Consider the following 15627-nt stretch of genomic DNA (forward strand, 5'->3'; position numbering starts at 1 on the left):
TGCCGGGCGACAACGTGCGCATGACGGTGGAGCTGATCACGCCGATCGCGTGCGAAGAGGGTCTTCGCTTTGCGATCCGCGAGGGCGGCCGCACGGTGGGCGCCGGCGTCGTCACTAAGGTGATCGAGTAAGATGGCGAAACAGAAGATCCGCATCCGGCTGCGCGCCTACGACCACAAGATACTCGACCAGTCGGCCGAGCGCATCGTGGACACGGTGAAGCGGACGGGCGCGTTCGTCAGCGGACCCGTGCCGCTGCCGACCGAGATCCACCGCGCGTGCGTCAACCGTTCGCCGCACGTCGACAAGAAGAGCCGCGAGCACTTCGAGATCCGGACGCACAAGCGCCTGATCGACATACTGCAGGCCACCGCGAAGACGATGGACGCGCTGATGCACCTCGATCTTCCGGCCGGCGTCGACATCGAGCTGAAAGCCTGACCGCATCATGAAGAACATCATAGGTCGCAAAGTAGGAATGACCAACGTCTTCGCACCGGACGGCACGTACGTGCCGGTCACCGTGATCTCCGCGACCGCGAACACGGTGGTGGAGCGCAAGACCGCGGACAAGCACGGTTACGATGCCGTGGTCCTGGGTTTCGAAGACGCCAAGGTCAAGCAGCTCACCAAACCGATGCGCGGGCGTTTCGAGACGCTGAAGCTCGCACCGAAAACCGTGCTCCGCGAATTTCGCACCGGCTTCGGCGAAGCCGCGGCCGGCGATGCCGTGACCGTCGCGGGTTTTGCGCCCGGCGATCGCGTGGACGTCATCGGCACGAGCAAAGGCAAAGGCTTCACCGGCATCATCAAACGCTGGAACGGCAGCGGCGGCGGCGCGAGCCACGGCTCGATGATCCATCGTCAGCCCGGGTCGGCAGGCGATACGAACGCCGCGAAGACCGTGAAGGGCGCGCATAGACCGGGGCAGTTCGGCAACGACCGCGTCACCGCGCTCAACGTCGAAGTGGTGCAGGCCGATGAAGCGCACAACTTGCTGCTCGTCAAAGGCTCCGTGCCGGGCGGCCGCAATGGCGTCGTCATCGTGCGCGCGTCGGTGAAGGATCGCAGCCATGGCAGATGAGGTGAATATCGATCTCTTAGACGCGACCGGGAAGAAGGTCGGCACGGTAGCGCCCGCGCCGGCGTTCTCGGTCGCGCCGAACACCGCATTGCTGCATCAATCCGTGCTGCGGCACCTGAGCAACCGACGCGCCGGCACCGCCGACACGAAGACGCGCGACGACGTCCGCGGCGGCGGCCGCAAACCGTGGCGCCAGAAGGGCACCGGCCGCGCTCGTCAGGGCAGCATCCGGTCACCGCAATGGCGCAAAGGCGGCGTCGTGTTCGGCCCGCATCCGCGCTCGTATGTCATCGACATGAACAAGAGACAACGTCGCATCGCCCTCGCGCAAGGCATCGCGCAGCGCTGCACGGAGCACGGCCTTTCGATCATCGATGTGACCGGGTTCGCGCCGGTCAAGACCAAGGAGATGCTCGCCGTGCTGTTCGCGGCGGGCGAGCACAAGTGCACGCTCTTCGTGCTGCACAAAGGCGCGGACGCGGGCGCCGGCGCGATCGCGCTCGCGGCGCGCAACATCCCGCACGTGAAAGTCATCGCGCACGACGAGCTGTCGGTGCATGCTTTGTTCGGCCACGAACGGATCATCATGACACAGGCCGCCTACGACGGCCTCGCGGAGGTGTGCGGTGGCTGATCCACGGCATGTTATCGTCCGGCCGCTCGTCACCGAGAAGTCGGTCGTGCAGACGGCGACATCGCAGTATTCGTTCCGCGTCCGCACGGACGCGAGCAAACATCATGTCAAAGCCGCCGTTGAAGGTCTGTTCAAGGTCAAAGTCCTGCGGGTCAACACGGTGACCGTCCATGGCAAGCGCAAGCGCGACATGCGCAAGCGCAGCCAGCGGCCCACGGTGCAGCGGCCGGATTGGAAAAAGGCCGTCGTCACGCTGCGCGAGGGAGATAAGATCGAACTCGGCGGCGTCAACTACTTCGAGTCATAGGTGAGACGGATCGAACGCAGATGGCAGTAAAGAAATTCAAACCCACATCGCCCGGGCGGCGCTTCATGGCGATCTCTTCGTTTGAGGAGATCACGAAGAAGAGTCCGGAAGAATCGCTGCTGGAACCGCGCAAGAAGAACGCCGGCAGAAACTTCGTCGGTCACATCACCGTGCGCCATCGCGGCGGCGGGCATAAGGTCATGTATCGCCGCATCGATTTCAAGCGTTCGAAGGACGGCGTGCCGGCCAAGGTCGCTTCCATAGAGTACGATCCTAACCGCTCGGCGCGCATCGCGCTGCTGCACTATCGCGACGGCGAAAAGCGCTACATCGTCGCGCCGCTCGGCGTGAAAGTCGGCGACGTGCTTGAATCGGGTCCGAACGCCGACATCAAGACCGGCAACGCGCTGCCGCTTTCGAGCATCCCGGTCGGCACCGTGATCCACAATCTCGAACTTTCGCCAGGCCAGGGCGCTAAGCTCGTGCGCACGGCAGGCGGCTCGGCACAGCTCATGGCAAAGGAAGGCGAGTACGCGCAGGTGCGCATGCCGTCAGGCGAAGTGCGGCGCATCGCCGTGGTCTGCCGCGCCACGATCGGGCAGATCGGCAACATCGAGCACGAGAATCAAGTGGTGGGCAAAGCGGGCCGCACGCGCTGGCTCGGACGGCGGCCGCACGTGCGCGGCATCGCGATGAATCCGGTGGATCACCCGCACGGCGGCGGCGAGGCCCGGTCCACGGCCGGCAGGCCGCCCACAACGCCTTGGGGCGAGATGACCATGGGCAAGAAGACGCGTCGCAACAAGCGCACCGACAAATTCATCGTCAAGCGGCGGAGCAAATAGCACATGACACGATCTGCCAAAAAGGGCGCATTCATCGCGGAGCATCTGTTGGAAAAAGTGGAGCGCATGAATTCGACGCGCGAGAAGCGAGTGATCAAGACGTGGTCGCGAGCCTCCACGGTCGTGCCGGCCATGGTCGGGCACACGATCGCGGTCTATGACGGTCGCAAGCACATCCCGGTCTACGTTCAGGAGAACATGGTGGGGCACAAACTCGGCGAGTTCGCACCGACGCGTATCTTCCGCGGCCACGGCAGCGGCGGCGACAAGGCGGTTGTGAAATAACATGCAGGCGAAAGCTATCGCGCGCTTTCTGCGCGTACCGCCCCGCAAAGCGCGCCGCGTCGTGGACGTGATCCGCGGCCAGCGCGTCGATCGGGCGTTGACCATGCTCGCGTTCACGCCGCTTGCCGCGGCCAAAGCGATCGAGAAGATCGTGCGCGCGGCAGCGGCAAACGCGGAGAACAATTTTTCGATGCGGCCGGAAGGCCTCGTCATCGCTAAGGCCACCGTTGACGGCGGCCCGTCGTTCAAGCGCGTCGAGGCGCGCGCGCGCGGGCAGGCCGGAATAAAGAAGAAACGCATGTCGCACGTGACCATCATCGTCTCCGACGGAGAGGCCGAATAGCATGGGGCAGAAGATCCATCCGGTCGGTTTCCGGCTCGGCATCACGCGCACGTGGGACTCGCGCTGGTACGAGAACAAGCAGTACGCGAAGTGGGTGCACGAGGATCGCGCGATGCGCGGTCTCGTGGAGGGCATGTCGCGTTCGGCGGCGGTGGCAAAAGTCGAGATCGAACGGCGAGCCAACACCGTGCGCGTCATCGTGCACACGGGCAAACCGGGCATCATCATCGGCAAGCGCGGCGCCGGCATCGACGAATTGAAGAAGCGGCTGGAAAAGCTTGCCTCCGGCAAGCAAGTCCAAGTCAACGTCGTCGAGATAAAGCATCCGGAGCTCGACGCGAAACTCGTCGCCAACAACATCGTGGACCAGCTGGAGAAGCGGATCGCGTTCCGCCGCGCCATGCGGCAAGCGCTGCAGCGCACCACGAAAGCCGGCGCGCGCGGCATCAAAGTCCAATGCGGCGGCCGCTTGGGGGGCGCGGAGATCGCGCGCGTTGAGCGGACGTTCGAAGGCAAGGTTCCGCTGCATACGTTGCGCGCGAACATCGACTACGCGACGTCGGAAGCGTACACGACATTTGGCCGCATCGGTGTGAAGGTCTGGATCTATCTCGGCGAAGTGCTCCCGGACGGCAAGCCGAAGCCCGACGCCCGCGACATCAGACCCGTACGCCGGCCGCGGCCGGCTCGCCCGATGAGACCTGCGGTTGCAGGCGCAGTGCCGACGGCAGCGCCCGCTGCGGTTCCAGCGGGAGCGGCAACGCCGGCGGCAACGCCGGTCGAAGCGGCTCCCGCGACGGTTCCGGTCGAGACAGCGGCGACAACCACGGCGACGGCACCTACAGCGGCAGCAGCCCCGCCGACCGCGCCTACGGCGACAACAACGCCGGCGACGGAGCCAGTAGCGGCGACGGCGGAAGCCGCGCCGGAAACGCCCGACACCGGCACACCGGAGGGCGCATAACACATGTTGATGCCGAAAAGGGTCAAACACCGCAAAGTCCAGCGCGGGCGCATGAAGGGCCGGGCGCAGAGCGGCAATTCGCTGCATTTCGGTGAGTACGGATTGCAGTCGCTCGAGCCGTGCTGGATCACGAACAGACAGATAGAAGCGGCACGTATCGCGATGACGCGCCACATCAAGCGCGGCGGCAAAGTCTGGATCACGATCTTTCCGGACAAGTCGTTCACGAAGAAACCCGCCGAGACTCGTCAGGGCTCGGGTAAGGGCGCGCCTGAGGGTTGGGTCGCTGTGGTGCGGCCGGGCCGCGTGATGTTCGAATTGTCCGGCGTGGATTCGCTGGTCGCGCGCCAGGCGCTGCGGCTTGCGGCTTTCAAACTGCCGATCCGAACGAAGATCGTGACGCGCGAAGGGGCGGGTGACGCAAGTGAAGTCTAGCGCATTGCGGAGTCTGCGAGAACTGACCGATGGCGAGCTCGCCGAGAAACTCGCGGCGACGAAGGAAGAACTTTTCAACCTTCGCTTCCAGCTTGTGACCGGTCACCTCGAAAATCACACGATGGTGGAGAAGCTGCGCCGTGACATCGCGCGCGTGCACACCATCCTTGCCGAACGGCGACTGGCGGGATAGGCGATGAACGAGACAAAGACGGACGAGCGCGCTCGGCGGCGCACGAAGGTGGGCCGAGTGGCGTCCAATTCGATGAAGAAGACGATCGTCGTGGTGTCGGGGACGCGCACGCCTCATCCGGCGTACGGCAAGATCCAGCATCGTTCGACGCGCTTTCTCGCGCATGACGAGAACGGCGAGGCGGCGGTCGGCGACACGGTGCGCATCATGGAAACTCGCCCGATGAGCGCGCGCAAGCGTTGGCGTCTTGTCGAAGTCGTGGAGAAGGCCAAGTGATCCAAGCGCAGACACGCCTCAAGGTAGCCGATAATTCAGGCGCGCGCGAACTGATGGTCTTCCACGTGTCCGGCGGCTCGCGCCATCCGTACGCGTACGTCGGCGATATCGTCGTCGCGTCGGTGAAGAGCGCAATTCCAGGCGCCGCGGTGAAGAAGGGCAACGTCGTCAAAGCCGTGATCGTCCGCCAGACGAAAAAACTGCGACGTCCGGACGGTTCGTTCATCCGCTTCGACGAGAACGCCGCTGTGCTCATCAACGATCAGAAGAATCCGCGCGGCACGCGGATCTTCGGACCGGTCGCGCGCGAGCTGCGCGATCGCGACTTCATGAAGATCGTCTCGCTTGCGCCGGAGGTCCTGTAATGGCGAAGATGAGATTGGCCGCCGGCGACACAGTCGTCGTGCTCACCGGCAAAGACAAAGGCAAACGCGGCAAGATCAAGCTCGTGCAGCGCAGTCTTGGCAAGATCGAAGTCGAAGGCGTCAACGTCGTGAAGCGGCATTCGAAGCCGACCGCCAAGAACTCGAAGGGCGGCATACTCGAGAAAGAACTGCCGATGCCGGTCAGCAAAGTCATGTACGTCTGCCCGAAATGCAACAAGCCGTCCAAGGTGGCGTTCGCGGTGAAGGGCCAGTCGCGCGAGCGGCTGTGCCGCCGCTGCGGCGAGCCCGCCGACCGACCAGTGAAGGCGTAGGTCACGCACGATGAACCGATTGAGAGAACGATACGTGAAAGCCGTCGTGCCGGCGCTGCGCAAGCGGCTCGGCATCACGAATCCCATGCGCCTGCCGAGATTGCGGAAGATCGTCGTGAACATGGGCGTCGGGGAAGCGGTGGCAAATCCGAAGGCGATCGACGGGGCGGTGTCCGACTTGACCGCGATCACCGGCCAGAAGCCGCTCGTCACGCGCGCCACGAAATCGATCGCCGTCTACAAGCTGCGCGAAGGCATGCAGATCGGCGCGAAGGTCACGCTCCGCGGCGAGCGCATGTACGCGTTCTTCGACAAGCTCGTCAACATCGTGCTGCCGCGCATCCGCGATTTTCGCGGCATGTCGCGCTCGTCGCTCGACGGCCGCGGCAATTACGCGCTCGGACTGAAAGAGCAGCTCGTGTTCCCGGAGATCAACTACGATAAGGTGGACGCGGTGCGCGGCATGGACATCGTGATCGTCACGTCGGCGCACACCGACGAAGAAGCGTTGGCATTCCTGGAAGAGATGGGCATGCCGCTTCGCAAGGAAGGGAGCGCGGCCTGATGGCTAAGACCAGCCTGATCGAGAAGAGCAAGCGCAAGCCGAAGTTCAAAGTGCGGCAGCATAACCGTTGCCTCAAGTGCGGCCGGTCGCGCGGCTATCTGCGCAAATTCGCGATGTGCCGCATCTGCTTCAGAGAACAAGCGCACAAAGGCAACCTGCCCGGCGTCACCAAGGCGTCGTGGTGAAGAGCGGAGACAGACGGTAACTATGGCAATGGTAACGGATCCCGTCGCGGACATGCTCGCGCGGATCAAAAACGCGAACACGGCGTTTCACGAGCGCGTGGATGTGCCCGCGTCGCGCTTGAAGACCGAGATTGCTAAACTTCTCAAAACCGAGGGGTTTATCAAGAGCTACGAGCTCGTCGCAGGCGTGCCGCGCGACGTCATCCGCATCACGCTCAAATACGGGCAGAACCGCGAGCGCGTGATCAACGGATTGCAGCGCATCAGCAAGCCCGGCCTGCGGATCTATTCGCCGAAGGGCGAGATACCGAAGTGCATGGGCGGGCTCGGCCTCGTCATCCTCTCCACGTCGAAAGGCGTCATGAGCGGCAGACAGGCCAAGCGCAGCGGTTGCGGCGGCGAAGTCATGGCATTCGTGTGGTAGGAAAGAGACGATGAGCAGAATCGGGCGATCGCCCATCAACGTTCCCGCCGGCGTAACGGTCGGTCTGGCCGAACGCGTCGTGACGGTGAAAGGCCCCAAGGGCGAGCTCACGCTGCGCTTGGCGGAACCGATCGAAGTCCGGATCGATGGTTCGGTCGTGACGGTCATGCGTCCCGACGACTTGCAGCGCAATCGTCAGCTGCACGGCCTCACGCGCACGCTGATCGCCAACAATGTGGTCGGCGTGACGAAAGGTTATGCGAAGACGCTCGAGATCCAGGGCGTCGGCTACCGCGCGCAGATGCAGGGCTCGAATCTGAATCTCCAGCTCGGCTTCTCGCACCCGGTCGTCGTCGAGCCGCCGAAGGGGATAACGATTTCCGTCGCCGGCACGAACAAGATCACGGTGACCGGCGCCGATCGGCAAGCCGTGGGCCAGCTCACGGCGCAGATCCGTGCGATCCGGCCCCCCGAGCCGTACAAGGGCAAAGGCATCCGCCACGAAGGCGAACGCGTGCGCCGCAAGCTCGGCAAAGCCGGCAAGACGGGAGCGAAGAAATAATGAGTTCGACGAGTCGCAACAGCCTGCGCGTGCGGCGTCACGTGCGCGTGCGGAAACGCGTGAACGGCACCGATTCGCGGCCCAGGCTCTCCGTGTTCCGAAGCCTGCACCACATCTACGCCCAGCTGATCGACGATCGCAGCGGCGCCACGCTTGCGTCGGCGTCCACGCGCGAGAAGAGCGTGGCCGGCGACAAGGCGTGCGCGAATTGCGGCGCGGCGGAAAAAGTGGGCGCGGCGATCGCCGAGCGCGCGAAAGCAAAGGGCATCGTCGCCGTCGTGTTCGACCGCGGCGGCTACAAGTATCACGGCCGGATCAAAGCTCTGGCCGACGCGGCGCGCGGCGCCGGGCTGGAGTTCTAACGGATGGCTCGCATCACAGATGGTTCCGGCCTTGAAGAGACGGTCGTACGCGTCAACCGCGTCGCGAAAGTCGTCAAGGGCGGCAAGCGGTTCTCGTTCTCTGCGCTCGTCGTCGTGGGCGACCGGCAGGGCAGGGTCGGGTACGGCATCGGCAAGGCGCGCGAAGTGCCGGAGGCGATCCGCAAAGGCGTGGAAGCGGCGCGCAAAGCGCTGGTCAGCGTGCCGATGGTGGAGCGGACGATCCCGCATCCGGTCGAGATCCATGTCGGAGCAGGTCATGTCATCATGAAGCCGGCGAGCAAAGGAACGGGCGTGATCGCGGGCGGCGCGATGCGCGCGGTGCTCGAACTTGCGGGCGTGCATGACATCCTCACCAAGTCGCTCGGCACGAACAATCCGATCAACGTGATCATGGCCACCATCGCGGGGCTGAAGAGCCTGCGCACGATCGAAGAAGTGGCGAAAATGCGCGGCAGAACCGTGGACGAGATTCTCGGAAGGGTAGTGGAAAGTGAAACTGTCGGAGCTTAAGCCGGCGCCGGGATCGCGGCCGAAACGCACGCGCGTCGGACGCGGGCATGGCAGCGGCATGGTCAAGACGTCCGGCAAGGGCGGTAAGGGTCAGACGGCACGCTCGGGCGGCGGCAAAGGACCGAATTTCGAGGGCGGCCAGACGCCGTGGCATCGGCGGCTGCCGCATCGGCGCGGCTACTCGCAGAAATCGCGGTCAACGTCCGTCTTCCGCACGGAGTTCTGCGTGATCAATCTGTGCGATCTTGAAGGCTGGGATGCGTCGGAAGTGGTGAGCCCCGAGTCGCTCGATGCGGCCGGGTTGCTCGGCAAACGCAAAGACGGCGTGAAGATCCTCGCTGTCGGCGACGCGCCGAAGGGTCTCACGTTCCGCGACGTCAGTTTTTCCGCGCCGGCTCGGGCCAAGCTCGAAGCCGCCGGTTCGAAGTTCGAGGAATAATCGTACAGCGATGACGATCTGGAGGAACCTCGCAAACGCGCTCGTGGTGCCGGAGATCCGGAACCGCATTTTCTTCGTGTTCGGTGCGTTCGCGCTGTTCGTGCTGATGGTGCACGTCCAAGTCCCCTATGTCGACATCGCCAAATGGCAGACCATTCTGCAAAACGGTCAGTTCCTGAATTTCCTCGGGTTCCTCTCGGGCGGCGCGCTGCAGCGCTTTTCGGTGCTCGCCATGGGAATCACGCCGTACATCAACGCCAGCATCATCATGCAGCTGCTCACGGTCGTATTCCCGGAAGTCAAAGAGCTCATGCAGCACGGCGGTGAGGAAGGCCGCAAGCGCGTCGGCTTGTGGACTCGTTGGCTGACGGTGGCGCTCGCGTTGCTGCAGGGCACGACCATGGTCATCGCGCTGAACCGTTCCGGCGTGTTCATGCGCTCCGACCCGTTTTATCTCGTCATGGTCATCTTGACGCTGACCGCCGGGACGATCTGGCTGATGTGGCTCGGCGAGCAGATCACCGACCGCGGCATCGGCAACGGCGTCTCGCTGATCATCTTCGTCGGCATCATCCTGCGCTATCCCACGTACTTCAGCCAGACGCTCGCGCTCGGCGAGAAGGGTGCGCTGCAGTACACCGGGCTTGCGATCTTCATCGCGATCGCGATCATCTCGCTCATCTCCATCGTCTTCATGTATCAAGGCCAGCGGCGCGTTCCGGTCCAGTACGCGCGGCGCGTCATCGGGCGAAAAGTCTACGGCGGCCGCAGCACCTACATCCCGCTGCGCCTCAACAACGCCGGCGTCATCTCGATCATCTTCGCGATTTCGATCCTGCTCTTCCCGCAGCAGATCTCCACGTGGGCGCAGCAGAGCGGAGTGGCGTGGATGCAGCCGTTCGCGAACTTCATGACGCTGTATTTCAACTACGGAAGCTTCCTCTATAATTTCGTCTACTTCGTGCTCGTCGTGCTGTTCACGTTCTTCTACAGCGAAGTCGTCGTCAACATCCAAGACATCGGCGACTCGTTGAAGAAGCAAGGCGGATTCATCCCGGGTATCAGACCGGGTAAACCCACGACCGACTATCTGAACAAGATCCTCAACCGGATCACGATCGTGGCCGCGGTCTATCTCGGCTGCCTTGCGATCGCCCCTAACGTCACGCAAGGCTTCACGCACATCACCACCTTCACATTGGGCAGCACGTCGCTGCTCATCGTGGTCGGCGTCGCGCTCGACACCATGAATCAGATCGAGGCGCGCCTGGCGATGCGCGACTATCGCGGGTTCATCAAGCAATGACCAGCAAACAGCTGCGCGTCATCTTGCTCGGCTCGCCTGGTGCCGGCAAGGGCACCCAGGCGGAGCTGCTCGCAGCGGCCGCAGGCGTGCCCCACATCTCCACGGGCGACATGTTCCGTCACGCCGTCACCGCCGGCTCCGCCGTGGGTCTTGCGGCTGCCAGCTTCATGGAGCGCGGCGAACTCGTTCCTGACGACGTCACGATCGGTGTCGTGGAGGAACGGCTGCGCATATCAGACGCCCGTCGCGGCTTCGTCATGGACGGCTTTCCGCGCACGGCACAGCAAGCCACGGCTTTCGACGCTCTGCTCGCGAAGTTAGGATGGAAGCTCGATGCCGCGATCGAGTTCGCGGTGCCGCGCATCGAGCTTCTGCGCAGGCTCACCGCCCGATGGACGTGCCCGAGCTGCGGTGTGACCTATAACCTCGATTCGGCGCGGCCGCGCGTCCCCGGCATCTGCGACCGTTGCGCCTCGGCCCTTGTCCAGCGCGCAGACGATAGCGAAGCCACCGTCGCGATCCGCCTCGACGTGTACGAGCGGCAGACCGCACCGCTGCTCGCATACTATCGCGGCGCCGGCTCGCTGATCACCGTCGACGGCACTCAGTCGGTTGAAGCCGTTCACGGGGCCGTCATGCGCGGCTTAGCCTCGTGCGTCGAGGCTCCGGCGTCATGATCGCCTGCAGATCGGAACAAGAGCTCGCCAAGATGCGGGCCAGCGGACGAGTGAACGCGCAGGCGCTCGCGGCGCTTCGCGCTCGCGTCGCGCCCGGAATCACGACGCGCGAGATCGACCGCTTCGCCGAGGAGACGATCCGCGCGCTTGGCGGCGAGCCGGCATTCTTGGGCTACAACGGTTTCACCGGGTCGATCTGCCTTTCGCTGAACGAAGAAGTGGTTCACGGGATTCCGGGCGACCGGGTCTTGCGTGACGGCGATCTTTTGAAGATGGATATCGGGTCGATCGTGGACGGCTGGTACTCCGACATGGCCTGCACGGTCGGCGTGGGCGAGATCTCGGCCGAAGCGGCAGCGCTGCTCGAAGCGACCGAAGAATCGCTCAACGTGGGAATCCGCGAAGTTCGGCCCGGGGCGCACGTCTCGGACATCGGACACGCGGTGCAGACCTTTGTCGAAGCGCGCGGCTATTCGGTCGTGCGTCAGCTTGTCGGCCACGGCATCGGACAGAAGCTGCACGAAGAGCCCCAAGTGCCGAATTTCGGCAAGCGCGGCGCGGGGGCCAAACTCAAACCGGGCATGGTCCTCGCAATCGAGCCGATGGTGAACCAAGGCGGCTGGCAGGTCTACACGAAGCCCGACAAATGGACTGTGGTCACGGCCGACGGCAAGCTGTCGGCGCACTTCGAGCACACGGTCGCGGTCACGCAGGACGGCTACGAGATTTTGACGGTTATTGACGGGTCGATGGCGAAAGGAGGCTCGGTTGGCACGCAGACGCGGCGGCATGCAGAGGCGCTCGGCTAAGAAAAAAGAGGCGCGCGCCGCGACCACGGCATCGCCCAAAGAAGAGGCCATTGAAGTAGAGGGCGTGGTCGTCGAACCGCTGCCCAACGCCTTCTTCCGCGTCGAGCTGCAGAACGGCCACCGCGTGCTCGCCCGCGTCTCGGGCAAGATCCGCATGAACTTCATCCGCATCTTGCCGGGCGATCGCGTGCTCGTCGAACTCTCTCCGTACGACCTCAGCCAAGGGCGTATAACGTACAGGTATAAGTGATGAAAGTCAGACCATCGGTCAAGAAGATCTGTGACAAATGCAAGATCATCAAGCGGGCGGGTCGCACGCGTGTGATCTGCGAGAACCCTAAGCACAAGCAGGCGCAAGGATAGGACTATGGCAAGAATCGCGGGCATCGACCTGCCGCGTGAAAAACGCATCGAGATCGCTCTGACGTATATCTTCGGCATCGGCCGGCCCACTGCCGTACGGCTGCTGGGCGTCACCGGCGTCGATCCGGATATCCGCGTCAAAGACCTCAAAGACGAAGACATCCAAAAGCTTCGCGAGCAGATCGAAAAGAATCTCAAAGTCGAAGGCGACCTCCGGCGCGAGGTCGGCGGTGCGATCAAGCGGCTGATGGACATCGGCTGCTACCGCGGCCTGCGCCATCGCCGCGGCCTGCCCGTTCGCGGGCAGCGCACGAAGACGAACGCCCGCACGCGCAAAGGTCCGAAGAAGACCGTCGCAGGCAAGAAGAAAGCCAAAGGACCGGGAGGTAAATAAATAGATGCCCGCAGCACCGAAAAAAGAACGGACTCGCAAGAAGCGCGTCATCAAGAACGTCTCGCAGGGCGTCGCGCACATCCGGTCGAGCTTCAACAACACGATCGTCACGATCACGGATACGCAGGGTGGTTCAGTGGCGTGGGCGAGCTCAGGCAACATGGGCTTCAAGGGATCGAAGAAGTCGACGCCGTTCGCCGCGCAGATGGCGGCGGAGAGCGCGGCGCGCAAGTCCATGGAGCACGGCATGCGGCAGGTGGAGGTCTACGTCAAAGGGCCGGGCGCCGGACGCGAAGCCGCGATCCGCGCGCTGCAGGCCGCCGGCCTGGAGGTCGTCTTGATCAAAGATGTCACGCCGATCCCGCACAACGGATGCCGGCCGCCGAAACGGCGCCGGGTCTAGGAGGAGCAAGAAACACGCATGGCACGCTATACGGGGCCCGTCTGCCGGCTTTGCCGGCGCGAAAGCGCAAGCGGGTCCAAACCGGGCGAGAAAGTCAAACTCTTCCTCAAGGGCGAGCGCTGCTTGAGCAAAAAGTGCGCGGTCGAGCGCCGCACGGCAGCCCCCGGCCAGAAAGCGAATACGAAGAACCGGCCCAAGGTCTCAGAGTACGGCAAACAGCTGCGCGAAAAGCAGAAAATGCGCCGCATCTACGGGGTATTGGAGAAGCAGTTCGAGAACTATTTCGAGAAGGCGAGCCGTTCAAAAGGCCAGACCGGAGCATCGCTGCTCGCGTTGCTGGAAACCCGGCTCGACAACGTGGTGTACAGGTTGAACCTGGCCACGTCGCGTGCCCAGGCCCGCCAGCTGGTCAGGCACCGCCACTTCACCCTCAACGGTAAACGCGTCAACATCCCGTCCATGCAGGTCAGGCCGGGTGACGGCGTCGCCGTCGTGGAGACCAGCACCAAGTCGCCGCTGTTCGGAGCCCTCACGGAGTACGCGAAGGGACGCCGCGTGCCCGGCTGGCTCGAATTCAACGAGCAAGAGCTCAAGGCGAAGGTGCTGGCCAGGCCCGCGCGCGCGGATATCGACACGAACGTCGAAGAACAATTGATCGTCGAGTACTACTCGCGATAGCACCGAAGGCATCGGAAGGAAACCATGGCAGTTTTGGAATTTCAACGGGCATCGATCGAGGTGCGGGAGCGCCGCGATAACTATGCCAAGTTCGCGATCGAGCCGCTGGAGCGCGGGTTTGGGATAACGCTCGGCAACAGCTTGCGACGGATCTTGCTCTCATCGTTGCCCGGCGCGGCGGTGACGTATGTCAAGATCGACGGCGTGCTGCACGAGTTCTCCACCATTCCGGGGGTCGTCGAAGACACGACGAACATCATCCTCAATCTCAAGGGCTTGCCGTTGAAGCTGAGCGTCGATGAGCCGAAAGTGCTGCGCATAGAGGCAACGGGCGAACGCGAAGTCACGGCCTCGGACATCGTGCCGGACGCCGACATCGAGCTCTTGGAGCCCGACTATCACATCGCGACGCTATCGGACAAAAAGGCCCGTCTCTTTATGGAGATCGGCGTCGAGAAATGGCGCGGCTACGTCACGGCCGACAAGCAGCGCAACGTGGAGCACGTGATCGGGCTTATTCCGGTTGATTCGATCTTCACGCCCATCCGCAAGGTCGCATATCAGATCGAGGACACGCGCGTCGGACAGGTCACGGATTACGACCGTCTCATCATCGAGATCGAGACGAACGGCAGTCTCACGCCCGACGAGGCGCTCAGCACCGCGGCCGGCATCTTGCAAGACCAGCTCGGCATGTTCGTCACGTTCAGTGGCCGGCCGGAGATCGAAGCGCCGGTGGAAGAGGCCAAGCCGTTCGCCGGCTGGGATATTCCGGTCGACGAGTTGGACCTCTCCGTGCGATCGTACAACTGCTTGAAGCGGGCGGGTATCACGAAGATCTCGGAGCTGTTGCAGAAGACAGAAGAAGAGATCATGAACATGCGCAACCTCGGCAAGAAATCAGTGGACGAGATCAAGGAGAAGCTGCAAGAGCGCAACCTCTCCTTGAAAGCGCAGTAGGAGCGGCGATGCGGCATAAACTTGCTACCAAACGGCTAGGGCGCAACGACGACCATCGTCGCTCGATGCTGCGCAATCTCGCCACGTCGCTCTTCACCCACGGCAAGATCGAGACCACGATCGTGCGCGCGAAAGAAGTGTCGCGCGTAGCGTCTCGCCTGATCACCCGAGCGAAGAAGGGCGATCTGCAAAGCCGCCGACTGATCGCCGCCTATCTCACATCGGAGGACGTCGCGAAGAAAGTCGTCGAGGTGATCGCGCCAAGCCTTGCCGCTCGCAAAGGCGGCTACACGCGCGTCATACGCACGCGCATCCGCAAGGGTGACGCCGCCGAGATGGCTCAACTGGAACTGCTGCAATCGTAGGCACCAAGATGTAGGGCGGACCTTTATGGTCCGCCTCTGCAATCGTAGGCATTAAAATGTGGGGCGGACCTTTATGGTCCGCCTCGCCCGCGCGAACAAAAAGGGGGCCTATATGAAATCGGCCCCCTTCGTCTATTTGTCAGCTACGCGGCCGCCTTCGAAGGCGCAGCAGCCGTGAGCCCGGCGATCAGCAAGATCGCACCGGTGGTGAGGTGGATCCAGATATCGCCGCCGCCGATCGGCAAGATGCCGAGCAGGTTCGGCGTCAGGAATCCGACGACGCCGATGAGCAGCAAAATGATACCAAACGTCTTGCAGAACGAAATACCGCCGGATTCCGTGCGGCCGCCCGCAAGTCCGGCCAGACCGATGATGACGTGGACGAGGTTATGCAGCAGATTGACGTCGGCGATCCCGAACAGCATGCTCGGAGTCATGCTCATCGTGCCGCCGAACGCAGGGATGAAGCCCGCGATGCCTACGATAAGATATATGGCGCCGAAGAGAGTCGCGAGGGTCTTTGCCATGGTTTTGTCGCCTC

31 protein-coding genes and 1 pseudogene are annotated in these 15627 nt (G+C 63.2%); 31 read left to right on the plus strand and 1 reads right to left on the minus strand.

What is annotated here, in order from left to right; translation table 11 throughout:
* The 31 genes and pseudogenes from tuf to rplQ form a co-directional block, all read left to right on the plus strand.
* Positions 1-131: elongation factor Tu (gene tuf / locus VKT51_02670; protein HLJ83066.1), on the plus strand; the 131-nt coding region annotated here is incomplete at its 5' end.
* Position 132: 1 nt separating this feature from the next.
* Positions 133-441, plus strand: a complete 309-nt coding sequence (rpsJ, locus tag VKT51_02675) for a 30S ribosomal protein S10 (GenBank protein HLJ83067.1) — start codon at positions 133-135, stop codon at positions 439-441.
* Between the two features lie 7 nt (positions 442-448).
* On the plus strand, positions 449-1084 hold the full coding sequence (rplC, locus tag VKT51_02680; GenBank protein ID HLJ83068.1) for a 50S ribosomal protein L3: 636 nt from the start codon (positions 449-451) through the stop codon (positions 1082-1084).
* Entirely contained in the window at positions 1074-1718 is a 645-nt protein-coding gene (gene rplD / locus VKT51_02685; protein ID HLJ83069.1) for a 50S ribosomal protein L4, read from the plus strand. Before rplC ends, rplD begins: the two co-directional genes overlap by 11 nt.
* Entirely contained in the window at positions 1711-2025 is a 315-nt protein-coding gene (gene rplW / locus VKT51_02690; GenBank protein ID HLJ83070.1) for a 50S ribosomal protein L23, read from the plus strand. The genes rplD and rplW overlap by 8 nt, the downstream gene beginning before the upstream one ends.
* A gap of 20 nt (positions 2026-2045) precedes the next feature.
* Positions 2046-2870 (plus strand): 50S ribosomal protein L2, encoded by an 825-nt coding sequence (rplB, locus tag VKT51_02695; GenBank protein ID HLJ83071.1) that lies wholly within the window; start codon positions 2046-2048, stop codon positions 2868-2870.
* Between the two features lie 3 nt (positions 2871-2873).
* Positions 2874-3155 (plus strand): 30S ribosomal protein S19, encoded by a 282-nt coding sequence (rpsS, locus tag VKT51_02700; GenBank protein ID HLJ83072.1) that lies wholly within the window; start codon positions 2874-2876, stop codon positions 3153-3155.
* Between the two features lies 1 nt (position 3156).
* Positions 3157-3498, plus strand: coding sequence for a 50S ribosomal protein L22 (gene rplV, locus VKT51_02705; protein HLJ83073.1), 342 nt, complete (start codon positions 3157-3159; stop codon positions 3496-3498).
* A 1-nt stretch (position 3499) separates the two neighbouring features.
* Positions 3500-4126: pseudogene (gene rpsC, locus VKT51_02710) on the plus strand (30S ribosomal protein S3).
* 339 nt (positions 4127-4465) lie between these two features.
* A complete protein-coding gene (gene rplP / locus VKT51_02715) occupies positions 4466-4897 on the plus strand; it encodes a 50S ribosomal protein L16 (protein HLJ83074.1) in 432 nt (143 codons plus the stop codon).
* A 4-nt stretch (positions 4898-4901) separates the two neighbouring features.
* Entirely contained in the window at positions 4902-5090 is a 189-nt protein-coding gene (rpmC, locus tag VKT51_02720) for a 50S ribosomal protein L29 (protein ID HLJ83075.1), read from the plus strand.
* 3 nt (positions 5091-5093) lie between these two features.
* Positions 5094-5366 carry a 30S ribosomal protein S17 gene (gene rpsQ, locus VKT51_02725; protein ID HLJ83076.1) on the plus strand — a complete coding sequence of 91 codons (273 nt, stop codon included), beginning with the start codon at positions 5094-5096 and terminating at the stop codon, positions 5364-5366.
* Positions 5363-5731 (plus strand): 50S ribosomal protein L14, encoded by a 369-nt coding sequence (rplN, locus tag VKT51_02730; GenBank protein ID HLJ83077.1) that lies wholly within the window; start codon positions 5363-5365, stop codon positions 5729-5731. The genes rpsQ and rplN overlap by 4 nt, the downstream gene beginning before the upstream one ends.
* Positions 5732-5739: 8 nt before the next feature.
* Positions 5740-6063: a 50S ribosomal protein L24 gene (gene rplX / locus VKT51_02735; GenBank protein HLJ83078.1), complete on the plus strand. Its 324-nt coding sequence runs from the start codon at positions 5740-5742 to the stop codon at positions 6061-6063.
* 10 nt (positions 6064-6073) lie between these two features.
* The gene (gene rplE / locus VKT51_02740; GenBank protein HLJ83079.1) at positions 6074-6628 is read left to right on the plus strand and encodes a 50S ribosomal protein L5; all 555 of its coding nucleotides are present in this window, start codon (positions 6074-6076) and stop codon (positions 6626-6628) included.
* The gene (locus tag VKT51_02745) at positions 6628-6813 is read left to right on the plus strand and encodes a type Z 30S ribosomal protein S14 (protein ID HLJ83080.1); all 186 of its coding nucleotides are present in this window, start codon (positions 6628-6630) and stop codon (positions 6811-6813) included. Before rplE ends, VKT51_02745 begins: the two co-directional genes overlap by 1 nt.
* A 28-nt stretch (positions 6814-6841) precedes the next feature.
* Complete coding sequence (rpsH, locus tag VKT51_02750; GenBank protein HLJ83081.1) at positions 6842-7237, plus strand: 30S ribosomal protein S8; 396 nt, start codon at positions 6842-6844, stop codon at positions 7235-7237.
* Between the two features lie 10 nt (positions 7238-7247).
* Positions 7248-7799: a 50S ribosomal protein L6 gene (gene rplF / locus VKT51_02755; GenBank protein ID HLJ83082.1), complete on the plus strand. Its 552-nt coding sequence runs from the start codon at positions 7248-7250 to the stop codon at positions 7797-7799.
* Entirely contained in the window at positions 7799-8161 is a 363-nt protein-coding gene (gene rplR, locus VKT51_02760) for a 50S ribosomal protein L18 (GenBank protein HLJ83083.1), read from the plus strand. The genes rplF and rplR overlap by 1 nt, the downstream gene beginning before the upstream one ends.
* Positions 8162-8164: 3 nt before the next feature.
* Positions 8165-8692, plus strand: a complete 528-nt coding sequence (gene rpsE, locus VKT51_02765; GenBank protein HLJ83084.1) for a 30S ribosomal protein S5 — start codon at positions 8165-8167, stop codon at positions 8690-8692.
* Positions 8673-9131 (plus strand): 50S ribosomal protein L15, encoded by a 459-nt coding sequence (gene rplO, locus VKT51_02770; GenBank protein HLJ83085.1) that lies wholly within the window; start codon positions 8673-8675, stop codon positions 9129-9131. Before rpsE ends, rplO begins: the two co-directional genes overlap by 20 nt.
* 10 nt (positions 9132-9141) lie before the next feature.
* Positions 9142-10437: a preprotein translocase subunit SecY gene (gene secY / locus VKT51_02775; protein HLJ83086.1), complete on the plus strand. Its 1296-nt coding sequence runs from the start codon at positions 9142-9144 to the stop codon at positions 10435-10437.
* Complete coding sequence (locus VKT51_02780) at positions 10434-11114, plus strand: adenylate kinase (GenBank protein ID HLJ83087.1); 681 nt, start codon at positions 10434-10436, stop codon at positions 11112-11114. Before secY ends, VKT51_02780 begins: the two co-directional genes overlap by 4 nt.
* A complete protein-coding gene (gene map, locus VKT51_02785; GenBank protein ID HLJ83088.1) occupies positions 11111-11923 on the plus strand; it encodes a type I methionyl aminopeptidase in 813 nt (270 codons plus the stop codon). Before VKT51_02780 ends, map begins: the two co-directional genes overlap by 4 nt.
* Positions 11904-12173, plus strand: coding sequence for a translation initiation factor IF-1 (infA, locus tag VKT51_02790; protein HLJ83089.1), 270 nt, complete (start codon positions 11904-11906; stop codon positions 12171-12173). The genes map and infA overlap by 20 nt, the downstream gene beginning before the upstream one ends.
* Positions 12173-12286 (plus strand): 50S ribosomal protein L36, encoded by a 114-nt coding sequence (gene rpmJ, locus VKT51_02795; protein HLJ83090.1) that lies wholly within the window; start codon positions 12173-12175, stop codon positions 12284-12286. The genes infA and rpmJ overlap by 1 nt, the downstream gene beginning before the upstream one ends.
* Before the next feature lie 4 nt (positions 12287-12290).
* The gene (gene rpsM, locus VKT51_02800) at positions 12291-12680 is read left to right on the plus strand and encodes a 30S ribosomal protein S13 (protein ID HLJ83091.1); all 390 of its coding nucleotides are present in this window, start codon (positions 12291-12293) and stop codon (positions 12678-12680) included.
* 4 nt (positions 12681-12684) lie between these two features.
* The gene (gene rpsK, locus VKT51_02805; GenBank protein HLJ83092.1) at positions 12685-13083 is read left to right on the plus strand and encodes a 30S ribosomal protein S11; all 399 of its coding nucleotides are present in this window, start codon (positions 12685-12687) and stop codon (positions 13081-13083) included.
* An 18-nt stretch (positions 13084-13101) separates the two neighbouring features.
* A complete protein-coding gene (gene rpsD / locus VKT51_02810) occupies positions 13102-13761 on the plus strand; it encodes a 30S ribosomal protein S4 (GenBank protein ID HLJ83093.1) in 660 nt (219 codons plus the stop codon).
* A gap of 24 nt (positions 13762-13785) precedes the next feature.
* Positions 13786-14721, plus strand: a complete 936-nt coding sequence (locus VKT51_02815; GenBank protein ID HLJ83094.1) for a DNA-directed RNA polymerase subunit alpha — start codon at positions 13786-13788, stop codon at positions 14719-14721.
* Between the two features lie 8 nt (positions 14722-14729).
* Positions 14730-15086, plus strand: coding sequence for a 50S ribosomal protein L17 (rplQ, locus tag VKT51_02820; GenBank protein HLJ83095.1), 357 nt, complete (start codon positions 14730-14732; stop codon positions 15084-15086).
* 143 nt (positions 15087-15229) lie between these two features.
* Here rplQ and VKT51_02825 read toward each other — a convergent pair whose 3' ends face one another.
* A complete protein-coding gene (locus tag VKT51_02825) occupies positions 15230-15613 on the minus strand; it encodes a DUF4383 domain-containing protein (protein ID HLJ83096.1) in 384 nt (127 codons plus the stop codon).
* Between the last annotated feature and the right edge of the window lie 14 nt (positions 15614-15627).

It is taken from the genome of Candidatus Eremiobacteraceae bacterium, assembly GCA_035295225.1.
In the GTDB taxonomy this organism is placed as follows: Bacteria; Vulcanimicrobiota; Vulcanimicrobiia; order Eremiobacterales; family Eremiobacteraceae; genus JABCYQ01.

Coding starts and splice junctions, on each gene's coding strand:
- rpsJ (HLJ83067.1), top strand. CDS start 133: ATGGCGAAACAGAAGATCCGCATCCGGCTGCGCGCCTACGACCACAAG.
- rplC (HLJ83068.1), top strand. CDS start 449: ATGAAGAACATCATAGGTCGCAAAGTAGGAATGACCAACGTCTTCGCA.
- rplD (HLJ83069.1), top strand. CDS start 1,074: ATGGCAGATGAGGTGAATATCGATCTCTTAGACGCGACCGGGAAGAAG.
- rplB (HLJ83071.1), top strand. CDS start 2,046: ATGGCAGTAAAGAAATTCAAACCCACATCGCCCGGGCGGCGCTTCATG.
- rpsS (HLJ83072.1), top strand. CDS start 2,874: ATGACACGATCTGCCAAAAAGGGCGCATTCATCGCGGAGCATCTGTTG.
- rplV (HLJ83073.1), top strand. CDS start 3,157: ATGCAGGCGAAAGCTATCGCGCGCTTTCTGCGCGTACCGCCCCGCAAA.
- rplP (HLJ83074.1), top strand. CDS start 4,466: ATGTTGATGCCGAAAAGGGTCAAACACCGCAAAGTCCAGCGCGGGCGC.
- rpsQ (HLJ83076.1), top strand. CDS start 5,094: ATGAACGAGACAAAGACGGACGAGCGCGCTCGGCGGCGCACGAAGGTG.
- rplX (HLJ83078.1), top strand. CDS start 5,740: ATGAGATTGGCCGCCGGCGACACAGTCGTCGTGCTCACCGGCAAAGAC.
- rplE (HLJ83079.1), top strand. CDS start 6,074: ATGAACCGATTGAGAGAACGATACGTGAAAGCCGTCGTGCCGGCGCTG.
- VKT51_02745 (HLJ83080.1), top strand. CDS start 6,628: ATGGCTAAGACCAGCCTGATCGAGAAGAGCAAGCGCAAGCCGAAGTTC.
- rpsH (HLJ83081.1), top strand. CDS start 6,842: ATGGTAACGGATCCCGTCGCGGACATGCTCGCGCGGATCAAAAACGCG.
- rplF (HLJ83082.1), top strand. CDS start 7,248: ATGAGCAGAATCGGGCGATCGCCCATCAACGTTCCCGCCGGCGTAACG.
- rplR (HLJ83083.1), top strand. CDS start 7,799: ATGAGTTCGACGAGTCGCAACAGCCTGCGCGTGCGGCGTCACGTGCGC.
- rpsE (HLJ83084.1), top strand. CDS start 8,165: ATGGCTCGCATCACAGATGGTTCCGGCCTTGAAGAGACGGTCGTACGC.
- secY (HLJ83086.1), top strand. CDS start 9,142: ATGACGATCTGGAGGAACCTCGCAAACGCGCTCGTGGTGCCGGAGATC.
- VKT51_02780 (HLJ83087.1), top strand. CDS start 10,434: ATGACCAGCAAACAGCTGCGCGTCATCTTGCTCGGCTCGCCTGGTGCC.
- map (HLJ83088.1), top strand. CDS start 11,111: ATGATCGCCTGCAGATCGGAACAAGAGCTCGCCAAGATGCGGGCCAGC.
- infA (HLJ83089.1), top strand. CDS start 11,904: ATGCAGAGGCGCTCGGCTAAGAAAAAAGAGGCGCGCGCCGCGACCACG.
- rpmJ (HLJ83090.1), top strand. CDS start 12,173: ATGAAAGTCAGACCATCGGTCAAGAAGATCTGTGACAAATGCAAGATC.
- rpsM (HLJ83091.1), top strand. CDS start 12,291: ATGGCAAGAATCGCGGGCATCGACCTGCCGCGTGAAAAACGCATCGAG.
- rpsK (HLJ83092.1), top strand. CDS start 12,685: ATGCCCGCAGCACCGAAAAAAGAACGGACTCGCAAGAAGCGCGTCATC.
- rpsD (HLJ83093.1), top strand. CDS start 13,102: ATGGCACGCTATACGGGGCCCGTCTGCCGGCTTTGCCGGCGCGAAAGC.
- VKT51_02815 (HLJ83094.1), top strand. CDS start 13,786: ATGGCAGTTTTGGAATTTCAACGGGCATCGATCGAGGTGCGGGAGCGC.
- rplQ (HLJ83095.1), top strand. CDS start 14,730: ATGCGGCATAAACTTGCTACCAAACGGCTAGGGCGCAACGACGACCAT.
- VKT51_02825 (HLJ83096.1), bottom strand. CDS start 15,613: ATGGCAAAGACCCTCGCGACTCTCTTCGGCGCCATATATCTTATCGTA.